Source organism: Ornithinibacillus bavariensis (assembly GCF_018333235.1).
GTDB lineage: Bacteria > Bacillota > Bacilli > Bacillales > Amphibacillaceae > Ornithinibacillus > Ornithinibacillus bavariensis.
This window is the reverse complement of record NZ_BORP01000002.1, coordinates 86694-102957: the sequence shown is the minus strand read 5'-3', so window position 1 is coordinate 102957 and position 16264 is coordinate 86694. Positions and strand designations below refer to the sequence as shown.

Annotated in this window: 17 protein-coding genes; 9 read left to right on the top strand and 8 right to left on the bottom strand. The window is 37.3% G+C overall.

Features of this window, described 5'->3' with window-relative positions:
- Positions 1–420: 420 nt before the first annotated feature.
- Positions 421–963 carry a D-glycero-alpha-D-manno-heptose-1,7-bisphosphate 7-phosphatase gene (locus KI338_RS06360; protein ID WP_212920169.1) on the bottom strand — a complete coding sequence of 181 codons (543 nt, stop codon included), beginning with the start codon at positions 961–963 and terminating at the stop codon, positions 421–423.
- Between the two features lie 123 nt (positions 964–1086).
- Here KI338_RS06360 and KI338_RS06355 point away from each other — a divergent pair, with 123 nt between their 5' ends.
- The 7 genes from KI338_RS06355 (at position 1087) to guaC (ending at position 6637) form a co-directional block, all read left to right on the top strand.
- On the top strand, positions 1087–1539 hold the full coding sequence (locus KI338_RS06355) for an SRPBCC family protein (RefSeq protein ID WP_212920168.1): 453 nt from the start codon (positions 1087–1089) through the stop codon (positions 1537–1539).
- Between the two features lie 15 nt (positions 1540–1554).
- Positions 1555–2208: a YdeI/OmpD-associated family protein gene (locus tag KI338_RS06350; protein ID WP_212920167.1), complete on the top strand. Its 654-nt coding sequence runs from the start codon at positions 1555–1557 to the stop codon at positions 2206–2208.
- A gap of 260 nt (positions 2209–2468) precedes the next feature.
- Positions 2469–3476, top strand: coding sequence for a ketoacyl-ACP synthase III (locus KI338_RS06345; protein WP_212920166.1), 1008 nt, complete (start codon positions 2469–2471; stop codon positions 3474–3476).
- Positions 3477–3830: 354 nt separating this feature from the next.
- On the top strand, positions 3831–4235 hold the full coding sequence (locus tag KI338_RS06340; RefSeq protein ID WP_212920165.1) for a YciI family protein: 405 nt from the start codon (positions 3831–3833) through the stop codon (positions 4233–4235).
- Positions 4236–4293: 58 nt separating this feature from the next.
- On the top strand, positions 4294–4689 hold the full coding sequence (locus KI338_RS06335) for a hypothetical protein (protein WP_212920164.1): 396 nt from the start codon (positions 4294–4296) through the stop codon (positions 4687–4689).
- 166 nt (positions 4690–4855) lie between these two features.
- Complete coding sequence (locus KI338_RS06330; protein ID WP_212920163.1) at positions 4856–5344, top strand: DinB family protein; 489 nt, start codon at positions 4856–4858, stop codon at positions 5342–5344.
- 309 nt (positions 5345–5653) lie between these two features.
- Complete coding sequence (gene guaC / locus KI338_RS06325) at positions 5654–6637, top strand: GMP reductase (RefSeq protein ID WP_212920162.1); 984 nt, start codon at positions 5654–5656, stop codon at positions 6635–6637.
- Between the two features lie 48 nt (positions 6638–6685).
- Here guaC and spxA read toward each other — a convergent pair whose 3' ends face one another.
- Positions 6686–7081, bottom strand: a complete 396-nt coding sequence (gene spxA, locus KI338_RS06320) for a transcriptional regulator SpxA (protein WP_212920161.1) — start codon at positions 7079–7081, stop codon at positions 6686–6688.
- A 1668-nt stretch (positions 7082–8749) separates the two neighbouring features.
- Here spxA and KI338_RS06315 point away from each other — a divergent pair.
- Entirely contained in the window at positions 8750–9307 is a 558-nt protein-coding gene (locus tag KI338_RS06315; protein ID WP_212920160.1) for a CDP-alcohol phosphatidyltransferase family protein, read from the top strand.
- Between the two features lie 11 nt (positions 9308–9318).
- Positions 9319–9774, top strand: coding sequence for a nucleoside deaminase (locus tag KI338_RS06310; protein WP_212920159.1), 456 nt, complete (start codon positions 9319–9321; stop codon positions 9772–9774).
- 61 nt (positions 9775–9835) lie between these two features.
- Here KI338_RS06310 and KI338_RS06305 read toward each other — a convergent pair whose 3' ends face one another.
- The 6 genes from KI338_RS06305 to KI338_RS06280 all read right to left on the bottom strand — a co-directional run bounded on the left by KI338_RS06305 (position 9836) and on the right by KI338_RS06280 (position 16237).
- Positions 9836–10447 (bottom strand): response regulator, encoded by a 612-nt coding sequence (locus KI338_RS06305; RefSeq protein WP_212920158.1) that lies wholly within the window; start codon positions 10445–10447, stop codon positions 9836–9838.
- Positions 10419–11816 (bottom strand): HAMP domain-containing sensor histidine kinase, encoded by a 1398-nt coding sequence (locus KI338_RS06300; protein WP_212920157.1) that lies wholly within the window; start codon positions 11814–11816, stop codon positions 10419–10421. Before KI338_RS06300 ends, KI338_RS06305 begins: the two co-directional genes overlap by 29 nt.
- Before the next feature lie 25 nt (positions 11817–11841).
- Entirely contained in the window at positions 11842–12429 is a 588-nt protein-coding gene (locus KI338_RS06295; protein WP_212920156.1) for a DUF6305 family protein, read from the bottom strand.
- Positions 12430–12595: 166 nt separating this feature from the next.
- Entirely contained in the window at positions 12596–13498 is a 903-nt protein-coding gene (gene nikC, locus KI338_RS06290) for a nickel transporter permease (RefSeq protein WP_212920155.1), read from the bottom strand.
- Positions 13499–13554: 56 nt separating this feature from the next.
- A complete protein-coding gene (locus KI338_RS06285; protein WP_212920154.1) occupies positions 13555–14559 on the bottom strand; it encodes an ABC transporter permease in 1005 nt (334 codons plus the stop codon).
- An 82-nt stretch (positions 14560–14641) separates the two neighbouring features.
- Positions 14642–16237, bottom strand: coding sequence for an ABC transporter substrate-binding protein (locus KI338_RS06280; RefSeq protein ID WP_244853436.1), 1596 nt, complete (start codon positions 16235–16237; stop codon positions 14642–14644).
- Positions 16238–16264 lie beyond the last annotated feature (27 nt).

Sequence of the window (16264 nt, the reverse complement as noted above, 5' to 3'; positions counted from 1 at the left end):
TTAATATACTGCACTTTTTCACTGAAATGCTCTAATAGACCGAAACTCAGCAAAAAGCTAAATTCAGTCTAATAGAAATGCTCTAATAGACTGAAATCCAGCAGAAAGCTAAATTAAGTCCAATAGAACTGCTCTAATAGACTGAAACCCAGAAAATAGCCGAATTCAGTCTAATAGAACTGCTCTAATAGACTGAAATCCAGCAGAAAGCTAAATTAAGTCCAATAGAACTGCTCTAATAGACTGAAACTCAGAAAAGAGCCCAATTCTGTCTAATAGAAACGCTCTAATAGACCGAAACTCACAAATAAGCCCAATTCTGTCTAATAGAACTGCTCTAATAGACTGAAACCGAGCAAATAGCCAAACTCAGTCTAATAGAACTGCTCTAATAGACTGAAACCGAGCAAAAAGTCTAACTCAGTCCAATATAGTAGTACCCTGTACTAACCATTTAGAAAAGGCGAGTAAATCTGGAAAGATATAATCTGCTTTACTAGTCACTTTCTCCCTTGTACCGACCAATACCGTCTTTGTCCCCGCTGCCTTCCCTGCTTCAATATCTGGATCACGGTCTCCAACCATATAGCTTCTCTTCAGATCTACATTATGTTTTTCTGCCAAATCAACAAGCATTTTTGGCCCTGGCTTCCGACAGGCACACCCTTCATATGGTTTGTGCGGACAATAGGCAACATCATCAATTCTAGCACCAAATTCAGCTAAATCATCCTTCATCCTTTGATGAACCTCTATAAGTGTCTTCTCTCTCATATACCCTAACCCAACACCACCCTGATTCGTAACTACAAATACCTTAAGACCTTTTTCATTCAATAATCGAATTGCTTCACCAACACCATCTAGCAAAAAGAAATCACGTGGTTTATTCACATATTTTACACGACTTGTTAACACTTCATTAATGACCCCATCACGGTCCAAAAAAATGGCAGATTCCATCAGCTCATCCTCCAACGATTCTCTTTTCTATTATGCCCTAGATTGTTGCATATTTAAAAATTGACAACCTGTCTGAACAAAGGTATTTTCAAACTAACAAATACCTATTAAGGAGAAAAATGCATGACGACATTTACTTATGTTTCCTATATTCATACCTCTGCTGAAGAGCTTTGGAAGGCTTTAACTAGTAGTGCGTATACAGAAAAGTACTTTTTCGGAAGTGCCATCGAATCCGAATGGAAGGTAGGGGCAGAAGTTAAATACCTTCGAGAAGGAGAAACCGTAGACTATGGAAATATCATAACGTACGAGCCATACCATCAGCTTACGTATACATGGACCTCGATCATGGACAAGAATAAAGACAGACAAGAACCAACAAAAGTTACCTTTTTATTAAAACAAATGGGACAAGTTGTAAAGCTTACCTTAAAACACGAAAATTTACTTCCAGAAGATATAGTAGAAGAAGAGGATACATTCCAGGGATTTAATAATGGTTGGCCTGCGATCATCAGTAACCTTAAAACACTTCTAGAAACAGGAGATGTATTAGAACCTGTTCATGTATAGGAAAGAGGAGTCAGCATGTCTATTATTGAAAAGCTAAATATACCAAAATATCGTAATATGGTTGTCATCAATGAACCAGATGACTACCATATATTTAAAGAATATCCAACAACCTTAACAAGGCATCACGATGCCATCTTTATTTTCGTTCTGACACTTGATGAGATGATTGCTCATACAAGATATATTATCGAACATAACGATTTTTTAACCGAGAAAGGCTATCTATTCTTCGCTTATCCGAAAAAGGGCAATAAGCGTTATGAAACTTCCATCCTTAGAGATGAGCTTTTCCCTGCTTTACATGTCGACGAAGACGGTTATGTCGAAAATAGTGATTTCAAATTCTCACGGATGGTTAGTATGGATGACGTATTTACTGTTGTTGGGTTAAAACGTGAGAAAAGAAAAACAAAGAAATTTACTACAGCCAGTCAATCTGTTGCGGATTATGTTGGACTAGAAACGAATATCGAGGAATTACTTGCTTCCCATCCAGATGAACTCACATTTTATCAAAGTCTAACTCCAGGTTATCGCAGGGATTGGGCACGATATATCTTTTCAGCAAAACAACAAAAGACTCGTGATAAACGAACAGAGCAAATGGTAAGCATACTATCCCAGGGCTATAAGACGATTGACTTATATCGGATGAAGAAAAAGTGAAAGCAAATTGCCCCACTGGTAATAAGTAGATCCGTTTTTATGGAGAAGATTAGAACATTGCTATGGGCTTCTGTGGTCGATACAAAATATGTATAACAGATAAGTGTATGTGGAATATTCTTTAACGAACAGAGAGGTTACTTCAAAGAAAGTAACCCTTTTTAATTTTTAAAGTAAAGAATTAAAGTTGCTTTTCAATAATATACATCGTTATAATTGGTACTAGATACTAATACCAACTTATAAAAGAGGTGACTAATTTGGTAGGAGCAAGAATTACAGCAATTGGTACGTATGTACCTGAAAAAAGGCTGACCAATTATGAGCTTGAGCAAATGGTTGAAACTAGCAATGAATGGATTATCGAAAGAACAGGAATTCACGAACGTAGAATTAGCCGTCCCGATGAATTCACAAGTGATTTATGTGAGGCTGCAGTAAAGGATTTAATGCATCGGTATGATAAAAATGTGGAAGATGTTGATATGATCATCGTTGCAACAAGTACCCCAGATTTTCCATTTCCATCTGTTTCAAGTATCGTACAAAACCGCTTAAATATTGCTCAAACAGGGGCCATTGATTTAAGTGCTGCTTGTGCAGGCTTTGTTTATGCATTGCATACAGCCCATAGCCTTATTGCTTCTGGACTTCATAAGAAGATACTTGTAATAGGGGCAGATACTCTCTCCAAAATTACCGATTATACGGATAGAAGTACATGTATTTTATTTGGTGACGGTGCTGGCGCCGTATTGGTAGAAAGGGACGAACAAGCGAAAAGTTTTATTGGATTCCATATGGGAAGTGACGGAAGTGGAGCACAAAATGTATACCGAACTGGTCTGTCTAAAAAAGTTAATGGGATTGAGTTAGTCGATACGCAATATCTGGTACAAAACGGCAGGGAAGTTTTTCGATGGGTTGTAAGAAATATTCCCAAAAGCGTACATCAAATTTTAGAAAAAACACAAACGAGTCTAGAGCAGGTTGATTGGTTTATCCCTCACAGTGCTAACTTACGGCTCATCGAACCGATTTGCGAAAAGCTAGGATATCCAATAGAAAAAACGCTTTATAGCTTGATCAATTTTGGAAATAGCTCTGCTGCAACAATTCCTTTAGCACTTGACCTAGGTATTCGTGATGGAAAAGTAAAAGATGGAGACCGAGTGCTTTTATACGGCTTCGGCTCTGGTTTGGTTCATGCTGGTCAATTGCTAGATATCGATTTAGACGAACAAGTAAATGAGCCAAGACCATTGTAGTAGAAAAAACTTATGAAACCATCTACTTGAGCGAATGGGGCAATAGTAAAAAAATATGCTCAGATAAATGAATTTTACTTTTTAGAAATTTAATCGAAGCATTATGTTTCTCGTGAACAACCTTGTACGAACAGCTAATTTCAGCGCGTTTATTGAGGATACAGTGGGTTATTGTGTGATTAAAGAGGGAGTACGTATAAGAAACTAACTGTAGTATTAGACAGCTTATCCACGCTGAAGATAATATCTAGCCATTTATATTCCATATTTTTCAACAGGAACCATCATAGCATGATAACTCCTGTTGATTTTTTTATGTTTTGACACAGTCTACCTAAAAAGGAGAGGTGCTCTATGAGGAAATATGTTGCTATTTTAAAGGATAAAAAGAAAGGGGAACTAACAAAGGAATTATTACACAAACACGTAGGCCATTTACAGCGCTTGACTAAGGATAGGAGGCTATTTCTCTGCGGGCCCTTTAAGGATAATGATAGCGCAATGCAAATATTAATTTGTAAAACAATTGATGAGGCAATAAGGCTTGTTGAAACTGACCCATTTATCAAAGAGGGTTATTATGCTACATATGAAGTAAATGAGTTAATGGAAGCAAACGAGGATAATAATTGGTTGATGGATATACCAGTGACTGAAGAAAACGGAACAGTTGGAAATGAAGGTACTCTCCAACAAACGAGTGAAATGTTAAACACTATTTCCTCTAATTATATTCTTAACCACCTTTTAGGAAAATAAGGTTTCAGAAGGAACATTAGTAAGACTTCTAACGTCCTATTAGAAAGGGGATGTTAAAGTGAGGATACAAAGACTATTTTTCACTTCAATTGTAGTTGCTTTATTTACTATTAGTGGATGCTCTTTAGAAGGAGAGAAAAACAAAGGAACAGTAACAATAGATAACATTGATGCCGAAGAAGTAGTAACATTAGAACCCGATGCTGATATATTTCAGTATGATGGAGTAATTTATAGGACTAACATTGACTGGGTGGAAGAATTATCTTTATCAAAAGGGGAACAAATCGGTGAAATAAAAGTACAAAATGATTCAAATACAGACTTTAAAGATGAAATGGCGAATAAGCTTCCAGTTGGCGCAAAGATTTTTTCCGTAAAGGAAAGAGGAGATATACTAATTGTCGAATCGGAAGCAAAAACACTAAAATACCTTGCGATTGTTGAAGGTTGATAACTGTCCATTTTATCAAACGAATGCTTTCATTCCAATCAAATGATTAACTGTATTACTAAATAAGAAAAGGAAGTCTAAAAGGGAAATTTAGTAATACGTCGAATAAAAGGTGTTAGATCTACTTACAAGGTCTTTGAACCATTACTAAAGGAGCTGAAGCAGCATGCCGCATGTTAAGAAGCTTTTATTAGATCAGTTTTTAGCAAATGCGAATGACCCAAGCTGGTATCTTCCATTTACCGAAGCAGTTGAAAACCTATCTGAGGAAGAAGCTTTTTGGAAGCCAACTGAAAATAGTCATAGTATTGCTGAGCTTGTACAGCATCTTATCTACTGGAATGAAACATGGCAAATAAGATTTAAAAAAGCGAATGTCTTAGCAGTAACCCCGATAGAAAATAATGATGAAAGCTTTGTTATCCCAAAGAATAGTAAGTTTACTGAATTAAGAGAGCAATTAGAAGTGGTGCTGTTACAATGGCAGAACCTGCTAACTGAGGAACAACTCGAAAGTGATGTAGTTGGATTCAGCTTACCGGCAAAATGGTATGAGGTACTCGGAAATGCTATTACACATAACGCCTATCATATCGGTCAAATCGTCTATATACGAAAGCTACAAGAAAACAGGGATACCAGGGGCAGATTATAATATTCTTTCATCCAACAAGAATGATGGATTGATAAAAAAACGCTTGGATTTGAACATACCTAACCTTAGACAGTCCATAAACAGTTGGGTGCCGTTCTTTATCCAAGTGTTTTTGTATGCTATTTCCCACTCTCTTACAGCTTATAATCACCCAATTTTAAAAACACCTGGGAATGATGCAACTTTTTCAAGCATTTAGTACAACCTAAATATGAAATTTGACATATTATTAGAATTATAGTAAATTAGCTAATGTCGAACAATTGATTTTAACATTAAATAAAATATTCGCATTTAGGGGTGTAAGTTATGGAGAATGTATTTGATTACGAAGATATCCAATTAATTCCCGCAAAATGTATCGTTAATAGCCGTTCTGAATGTGATACATCCGTTACATTCGGTGGGCGTAAATTTAAATTACCAGTCGTACCCGCAAATATGCAGACTATTATAGATGAAAAAATTGCTTTAACCTTAGCAGAAGACGGTTACTTTTATATCATGCATCGTTTTCAACCTGAAAAGCGAATCGATTTCGTTAAGGATATGCAGGAACGTGGATTATACGCGTCCATTAGTGTTGGTGTAAAAGAAGAAGAATATCGTTTTATTGAAGAGCTAAAAGAGCAAAATCTTACTCCAGAATACATCACAATAGACATTGCACACGGACATTCCAATGCAGTCATTAATATGATTCAACATATTAAGAAGCACTTACCTGAAAGCTTTGTTATAGCAGGTAATGTCGGTACTCCTGAAGCAGTACGTGAATTAGAAAATGCTGGGGCTGATGCTACGAAGGTTGGTATTGGACCTGGTAAGGTTTGTATTACAAAAATTAAAACTGGATTTGGTACAGGTGGCTGGCAATTAGCTGCACTTCGTTGGTGTGCAAAAGCTGCAAGCAAGCCAATTATTGCTGACGGTGGTATCCGCACACATGGTGATATTGCAAAATCTGTACGATTCGGGGCTTCCATGGTGATGATCGGTTCACTATTTGCTGGGCATGAGGAATCTCCTGGGGAAACCGTTGAAAAAGAAGGAAAATTATTTAAAGAGTACTTTGGTTCTGCATCTGAATTCCAAAAAGGGGAAAGAAAGAATGTAGAAGGAAAGAAAATGCTTGTTGAGCATCGAGGCTATTTAAAAGACACATTAATCGAAATGGAGCAAGACCTTCAATCATCGATCTCGTATGCAGGTGGAAATAAGCTAGATGCTATCCGCAATGTTGATTATGTAGTTGTGAAAAACTCTATTTTCAATGGCGACAAGGTTTATTAAAATACAAAAAGAAGAGGTGAGCATTCAGGTGCTCACCTCTTCTTTACATTAGTCTACCATTTTTTGAAGCTGGTGTAATTGGAAAGTCCGAACTGATCTTGGTAGGAAACGACGAATTTCATCCTCGTTATACCCAACTTGCAGACGCTTTTCGTCGATAATAATTGGTCTTCTTAACAGTCCTGGATTTTTCTGGATTAATTGATACAACTCTTTCATTGGTAGCTGTTCAATATCAACATCCATCTCCTTGAAAACCTTGGAACGTTCGGAAATGATTTCTTCTGTACCATCTTCTGTTAATCGTAATATACCTTTAATCTCATCGAAGGTTAACGGTTCCGAAAAGATATTACGCTCCTTGTAAGGAATGTTATTTTCTTGAAACCATGCTTTAGCCTTTCTGCAGGATGTACAACTAGGTGTAACGTATAAAGTTACCATGCAATTACTTCCTTTCTCTTTAGAAGAGATTTAAATAATCATCCACAGATAATTTCCTATGGTTCATCCTATGGAGACTTCTCCAATTCCCATATAAATCTATATCACTTTAATTAATTATCTTTAATTCAATATAATTTTATTACAGTTTTAAGGCAGTGTCAACCTGCCTTCCTTTACTCATATCAATTGTTTTCAATTACTATAACAACGAAAAACAAGCATTTGCCCATATTCTTCAGCAACTTCACATTCTCCACTAGTACAGGTCTAACAACTCTTATAGTAAAGCCCTATTGAAAAGTATACCCATAAGGCCCCCAATGTTATGCACGTTTATCTAGAATTGAAGCAAGAAAAATAAATAGTGCTTCATACCATTGTTATTTTATCAGAATAGTACGGAAAAATAATGAGAGGGAAGACCTATTTTATTTCTGAGTTTTTGTCTATTTTTAATGCTTTTATTGGACTTAATTGGGCTTTTTGCCGGGTTTCGGTCTATTAGAGCAGTTCTATTAGACTGTGTTTGGATTTCTTCTGAGTTTTGGTCTATTAGAGCAGTTCTATTTGACTGAATTAGGCTTTCTGCTGGATTTCGGTCTATTAGAGCACTTCTATTAGAGTGAATTAGGCTTTCTGCTGAGTTTTGGTCTATTAGAGCACTTCTATTAGACTGAATTAGGCTTTCTGCTGGATTTCGGTCTATTAGAGCAGTTCTATTAGACTGAATTAGGCTTTTTGCTGGGTTTCAGTCTATTAGAGCAGTTCTATTAGACTGAATTAGGCTTTTTGCTGGGTTTCAGTCTATTAGAGCAGTTCTATTAGACTGAATTTGGCTTTTTGCTGGGTTTCAGTCTATTAGAGCACTTCTATTAGACTGAATTAGGCTTTCTGCTGGATTTCGGTCTATTAGAGCACTTCTATTAGACTGAATTAGGCTTTCTGCTGGATTTCGGTCTATTAGAGCACTTCTATTAGACTGAATTAGGCTTTCTTCTGGGTTTCAGTCTATTAGAGCACTTCTATTAGACTGAATTAGGCTTTTTGCTGGGTTTCAGTCTATTAGAGCACTTCTATTAGACTGAGTTTGGCTTTTTTCTGGGTTTCAGTCTATTAGAGCACTTCTATTAGACTGAGTTTGGCTTTTTTCTGGGTTTCAGTCTATTAGAGCACTTCTATTAGACTGAATTAGGCTTTTTGCTGGGTTTCAGTCTATTAGAGCACTTCTATTAGACTGAGTTAGGCTTTATTCTGGGTTTCGGTCTTTTAGAGCACTTCTATTGGACTGAGTTTGGCTTTCTTCTGGATTTCGGTCTATTAGAGCAGTTCTATTAGACTGAATTTAGCTTTTTGCTGGGTTTTGGTCTATTAGAGCACTTCTATTAGACTGAATTAGGCTTTCTTCTGGATTTCGGTCTTTTAGAGCACTTCTATTAGACTGAGTTTGGCTTTCTTCCGAGTTTCAGTCTATTAGAGCAGTTCTATTAGACTGAATCATGCTCTTTGCTGGGTTTCTGTCTAATAGAAAGTGGAACCAAACATGATTTATCTTTACTTTCCTTCATTTTCGTGCCTTCCACTTTCAAATATCTCTCATAACCGTTACAATACCAATAGGAATAATTTACTAACGTCTACGTGAGGTGCTTCTAGGGGGATATCATTGTGCGGCTTACAAGAAAAGAAATATTTTCTATACCAAATATCTTATCTTATATAAGACTAATACTCATTCCAATATTCGTGTTTATCTATATCACTGCAGAAAGTGCGCATGATTATTATGTTGCTGCTATTATTATCCTGTTTTCCGGGCTTACGGATATGCTCGATGGATTAATAGCGAGGAGATTCAATCAGATAACTGAGCTGGGCAAAACCGTTGATCCGGTAGCAGATAAACTTACACAAGCTGCCATTGTTGGTTGCTTAATGTTTCGCTACTACTATATGTGGGTATTGGTTGTATTACTAGTTATTAAAGAGCTTTTTATGGGTATTAATGGTCTGATTTTATTAAAGAGAGGCAAAAAATTGGATGGTGCCATGTGGTTTGGTAAAGTGTCAACTGCTGTATTTTATGCGGCTACATTCATCTTAATTGGCTTCCCAGAAATACATCCACATGCTGCTTCAATTCTTATGCTTATTACCGGTATATTTTTAGGGTTGGCATTCATCCTATACATTCCGGAGTTTATGAGACTTTATAGAAGAACATAGGAGGATATTTGATGGATACACACATGAAAAGAGCAATTGAACTAGCTATTCATAATGTTCAGGATGGTGGGCAGCCATTCGGAGCTGTACTAGTAAAAGGTAATGAAGTGATTTCAGAAGGGGTAAATGAGTTACATAAGAATTTCGATATTAGCGGTCATGCGGAATTGCTTGCGATAAGAAGAGCCCAGAAAAAATTAAAAACGAACGATTTATCTGGATTCACTATGTATGCTAGTGGAGAACCATGCCCCATGTGCCTAGCTGCTATGTATTTTGTCGGGATTACAAAAATCTTTTACTGTCAATCTGTGGACGATGCTGAAGCTGTAGGATTGGGTAAATCTAAATTTATCTATGCGGAATTGAAGAAGGATAAACAGGAAATTTCGCTTGATATAAAACAAATCCCACTTACAGCGGAGCAACTAAATCCGATGGAGCTATGGAAGGATAAAGAAAACTAAATTTCATAATAGAGTTCGATACGTTTTAAGGGGACAGCATCTGTCCCCTTCCTTTATACCTCTATATCAACCGGTACCGATTCTTTGGCCTGCCTTTCTTTCCATACTGAGTAATTACCTCTACCTCACCTTTTCCCTCTAAATAGTTTAAGTACCGATGAACCGTCTGATAAGCGATTGGTAATGCGTCTTTGACTTCATCAATGGTGACCGCATCCTCCTGATTTAATAAATGGCCTTTTATGGACATTAGTGTATCTGATTTTATTCCTTTATCAACAAATGCACTATGATGCTCTTCTGTTAGCTTACTTATTCTAAGGTTTAATCGAATTCTTGAGATTAAATCTGGCGCCTTAATTGGCTTTAAGGCAAAGTCGGTAGCCCCGGCCTTCATGAATGAATCAGCCACCTCCTGCCTTTCATCTACGGTTAAGACTATTATCGGAACATGCTGATCTCGCTTTCGGATTGTTTTTGTAGTGCTAATACCATCTCCATGAGGCAAATGATAATCCAGTAACACAAGATCAGGGCGCATTTGTTTAAACAGCTCTACAGCATCCTTGCCTGTTGCCGCTTCTAGTACATTCCACTCTGCATAATGACAAATTTCCTTTAACGTAAACCGAATATTTTCATCGTCATCCACGACTAAGATAGTTATACTCATCTACCTTTTCACCCTTTTCATATAATGGAAGTGTAATGTAAACCTGTGTATAGCTTCCAGGGGAACTATCCACTTGAATTGTTCCTTGATGGTTTTCTACAACTGTTTTCACGAAAGATAGTCCAATGCCAGTTGAATTTCTCGTACTAAATCCATCCTCCCATATATCTTGCAGATGGGATGCTTCTATACCTGGACCATTATCAAGAAATTTAAATATAATACTTTCCTCTATTCTCGTAACATCAACAGTAATCTTCCCTGCTTTTCCAGCTAGTGAGGCGATAGCGTTTTCGAGAATGTTCGATACTGCTCTGGAAAATCTTATTTTATTTACATAAATGTTTGGTATATTATCTTCTATGCTTATATCGATTTCGATATTCTGTTCTGCTAGAATGAGGTGGCTTGTGACATACTCTAATAGCTCTTTTACAGAAATTGGTTGTTTAATATCTTCATATAATATTTCCGAGATCATATCATTCATTTTTTGAATCGATCCACCCATTCGATCTAGGTAGTTATCAATGGATGTTTCCGCCTTATGCTGTAATCGCATTTTGATTAAAGAGGATAAGCCTTCGATTGTCGAGAGTGGAGTCTTCAAATCATGCACCAATGAATTAACCTCTTCATATACCTTTGATTCTACTAACGCAATCCGTGCTGCCTTTAGTGCAGACTCACTTTCCTGTATTTTTTCCATCGCCATAATCTGTTTGTTCAATAAATGAACTAAAAAGGTCAACGTAATTGGAATAACCAAAAAAACAACAAACAGAATAGATGCTAATGTATTTAATAAATAGTTGTTTGATAAGTAGTGGTCAGTAATTTTAAGGCTAACTGCCATATCATCTGTGCCTAGCCCAAGCACTGATAGAGCTGGAATAAGCTGCACCCAGTTCATTGCCATTAAGACAAATAATAGAATGATAGAATAGATGACATAATAGTATTTTTGTTTGGGAATGTAGTTCTGTAAACATAGTAATATAGCTAATGTCAGTAAGTGACCAATATAGGAAAAGTTTTCCAGATGGAGATAGTTGTATATAGCTATCGTTACTAGAACTAAAACAGCGTAGAAATAAAGTCGATATGGATGGTCCTTTTTTACCAGCATGCCATCCGTAACAAGTATTGCCCCAAAAAATATAAAAAAGAAGATAAAGCAGTATTTAGTCATGTAGACAATCGAAGTAATGACCAATTTCCCTCCATCTTTTAGCAAGATACTTGCTTCAATATTTTCAATGATATAGGTTGTCCAGTCTTCTACAATATTTGGAAATAAAATGCCAATAATTAATAGAATTGTTCCAGATAATGTCTTGGTCGATATCTGATTATCATTTAAGCTCATATCATCATCCTTTTTCCACATACCCTTAACGATAAGCTGAATTAAAAGGAACCTCTATATCCATTATCTGATCAATGAGTGTTATTGGTATATGATGCTCCTTTACTATTGCATGTAGCTTATCCATTTTCTTCGTATGAGAGAAACCAATATAGTATGTACAATGGGGAATAACTTCTTCTAGCAGCTTCCAGGTCGTAGAATCATTACGAAGGGAACCAGAAAAATCAACTACGATGACAGAGATCCCATTAGCCTCTGCCTCCTGTACTAAGTGCTTAGAACGTGATAACTCCTCTTGGAAATTCCTCACAGTTTGAGCTAAGCCATTTTTGCTATAGCCAACTACAATGACTACACTCTTATATTCATACAAGTCCGTGTCCAGAGCACGTGGTCGATAATCTGCTTCTAAGTTAAGATTTTCTGCGATGGATTGCATAATCGCCCCTTCTACAGCTTGTCCCGCTGATGTAATCAAGATCCTTTCCTGTGCGATTGGTGCTGGTAAATTCGGGTATGTATTGATTTTAGAAGTGGTGGATCCTATGGAAATTGGAACTAGAATGAGTGCTAGACAAAAGCAAACAAAGGCAGGTAAAAACTTCTTCATGGCCACTCAACCTCCATTGTAATATGTGTTTTCATGGAGCTTTCTGTTGCTCACTTGAGCTACCTTCTAATCACAATTGATAAAAAGGTACTCCATTGGTAAATGACAAAAGGATAAAGTCATTAACTTTATCCTTAATAATACTATGGAATTACCAGAAATGTTACTATTCTTTCAATTTTGGGTCTAATGCATCACGTAGTCCATCTCCAAATAGGTTAAAGCCTAATACGAATAGAAAGATCGCTAGCCCTGGAAAGGCAACAACCCATGGAGCATGTTGAATAGCTGCTCGACCATCACTAAGCATCGCTCCCCATTCTGGTGTCGGTGGTTGTGCACCTAGGCCTAAGAAACTAAGGCCAGCAGCATCTAAAATAGCTGTACCAATCCCTAATGTTGCTTGTACGATAATCGGTGCCATGCTATTAGGCAGTACATGCCCAAACAATATTCTGCCATGCTTTCCACCTATTGCCCTTGCTGCTTCAATGAACTCTGTTTCCTTTACAGATAACACTGCTGATCGTACAATCCTTGCAAATTGGGGTACTCCTACAATACCGACCGCAATCATCGCATTTCGTAAATTTGGACCAAGTACCGCTACTAGAGCTATTGCTAATAGAATACTAGGAAATGCCATCATGATATCAATAAAACGCATAACAATCTGGTCCACCCATTTACCAAAATAGCCAGCAACAGCTCCTAAGAACACACCAACTACCATTGAGATTCCAACAGCGATAAGTCCAATTTGGATTGAAATTCTAGTTCCAAACACGATTCTACTAAAAATATCCCGTCCCAATTCATCCGTTCCTAGTATATGTTCACTGGAGGGTGCTTGATATCGATTAGGAATACTTTGGACTGTTGGATCATGGGTGGCAATTAACGGCGCGAATAAAGCTGTAATCATCAAAATTAGGATAATTATTAAGCCAACAATGGAAGTCTTACTTCTCAAGAGCCGGAACAATGCTTCCATTCCGAGACTTCTTGATTTTGTAGATTTCACCTTTCCCTGCTCAACTTCTACATTTGGAATTGGTTCTATAGACATTGGCTGCACATCCTTTCTTCGTCTTTTACCGAAACAAATTCCATTAATCGTCAAACCTACTCATACTTTATTCTTGGATCTAGATACTTATATAGAATATCCGTAATTAAATTGACGAACACGAAGATAGCTGCAATTACTAAGATCGTACTCTGGACAACTGGATAATCTCGTCCAAGAACTGCTAGATAGACATACCGACCAACTCCCGGCCAGGAAAAAATGGATTCTGTAAGCACTGCACCTCCTAGCAATAACCCAAACTGAAGGCCAACAACTGTTAATACAGGTAAGGAGGCATTTTTTAAGGCATGTTGAAAGATAATAATCGTTTTACGTAAACCCTTTGCATTAGCAGTTCGAATGTAATCTTGGCGCATTACTTCTAGCATGCTAGATCTCGTCATCCGAGCAATAATAGCCATCGGTATTGTTGCTAGTGCTATACCAGGCATTAACAAATGCAAAAACGCATCCTTTAAAGCTACCCAGTTTCCAGTAAGGATACTGTCTAATAAATAAAAATTCGTAATGGTGTTTAATTCAACCCCAGTTGTTAGGCGTCCACTTGGAGGGAGAATATTAAACGTAACGGAAAATATCCAAATCATCATTAGTCCTAGCCAAAAAATTGGTAAGGAAACACCGAATAGAGAAACCGTCATACTTATATTGTCAAACCACGAATATTGCTTAACTGCTGCTATAACACCTGCTAATACTCCAATAACAATGGCAATTACCATCGCGAATATCGCTAATTCTATTGTTGCTGGTAGCTTCTGAATCAATTCCACTCCAATACTTTCCTTTGATTGAATGGACTTTCCTAGATCCCCTTGCAAAATATGTCCTAAAAACCTACCATATTGCACGACATACGGATCATTTAATCCGAGTTCATTGCGTAATGCTTCTAATTGAGCAGCAGTTGCCTTCTCACCTAATATGCTTCTTGCAGGATCTCCAGGTACTAAGTGAATGAGGGAAAAAGCAAGAATGGAGACTCCGATGAGCACGGGGATTAGCATGAGTAGTCTACTAGTAATGTATTTTAACATCGCTTTATTCCTCCGTTTTCCTTCAATAAAGATGTTGCCTCATAGGGAATATTTACCCTATGAGACAACAATTCTCTAATATCTATTTTTTAATATCTAGTAGATTGAATGGCTCACTTCCTGTTGGGTGTGGCACAAAGTCAACAACACTGCTTTTCGCTGCAAGCGGTGGTGTTGTGTGAGCAATTGGTACCCATGGAGCATCCTCATGGATTATTTCCTGTACCTTTAGATAAAGTTCCGTGCGCTTATCCTGATCCATTTCTACTTGTGCTGCTTTTAAAATGTCATGAACCTCATCACTTTTATAAAAAGCAATATTTCCTGCTGAACCTACAGTCGCATTATCCTTATCTAAAAGAACATATAGGAAGTTATCTGGATCACCGTTATCACCAGTCCAGCCTAAGAATGCCATGTCATGCTCACCGTTTTCTACTGTTGCTAAATGCGTATCCCAATCACTTTCAGTTATTTCCACATTAATATTTACTTCTTTTAGCATTTCTGCAATTGCTTGGGCAGCTAGCTTTGGCTGTGGCATATATGGTCTTGGATTAGAGAATGTGTGAAGGGTAATATCAAAACCATCTGCATAGCCAGCCTCTGCAAGCAAAGCCTTTGCTTTCTCAACATCATAAGCATAAGGCTCAATATCATCATTAAATCCCCACAATGATGGTGGAATTGGATTTTTAGCTTCCTTTCCAACACCTTCATATAATGCAATTAGTTCATCCTTATTAATTGCCATATTGATTGCTTGACGAACCAGTTTGTCTGACATAGGTCCACCTTTATCCATATTCATCGCCATATAGGAAACGTTCATCGAAGGTCTGCGAATAATTTGTAATGCATCATCACCCTCAGCGGTCGCAATATCCTGTGGGTTTAACCCCTCCATGATGTCAATTGTTCCAGCCTGTAATTCCATAAAACGAGCACCATTATCTGGAATCACACGGAATATAACCTTATCAATTTTTGCTACTTCACCAAAATAATCTTCATTTTTTGTAAGGGTAATGCTATCGTCTGGAACCCACTCCTTGAATACAAAAGGTCCTGTTCCAACAGGGTTTTTAAAATAATTATCCCCATGCTCTTCTATTGCATCTGGACTAGCAATTCCAAATGGTGGCATCGCTAATGTCTGTAAGAATGGTGCGTTCGGTTCAGATAATGTAATTTGCACTTCATAATCTCCTGTAGCTTCTACCTTTTCAATAATTCCACCCATATCATCCTCAGAAGCCCCAAACATGTAACCGTAGTATGTAAATTCTGCCGAAGTAGTCCAGCGTTCAAAGTTATAAACTACATCCTCTGCGGTGAAGTCAGTGCCATCATGGAACTTAACATCATCTCGTAGCTGGAAGGTCCAAACTAAACCATCATCTGTAACATTCCACTCCGTTGCGAGTGCTGGTTTTACTTCCGTATTTTCTTCAACATAACGAACTAACGTATCATAAATCTGGTTTGTTACATAGATGGATTCACCATCTGTCACCTTTGATGGATCCAACTGAATCGAATCCGCACCACGTCCAAATACGAGTGTTTTTTCCCCGCCACCATTGTCCTTATTGTTTGACTTACTTGTGCTATCTCCACAAGCACTAAGGATCATGGCTACGATTATAAGTAACATAAACAAATATCGTTTCTTCAACTTTATTCCCCCTCATTTGTCATAATA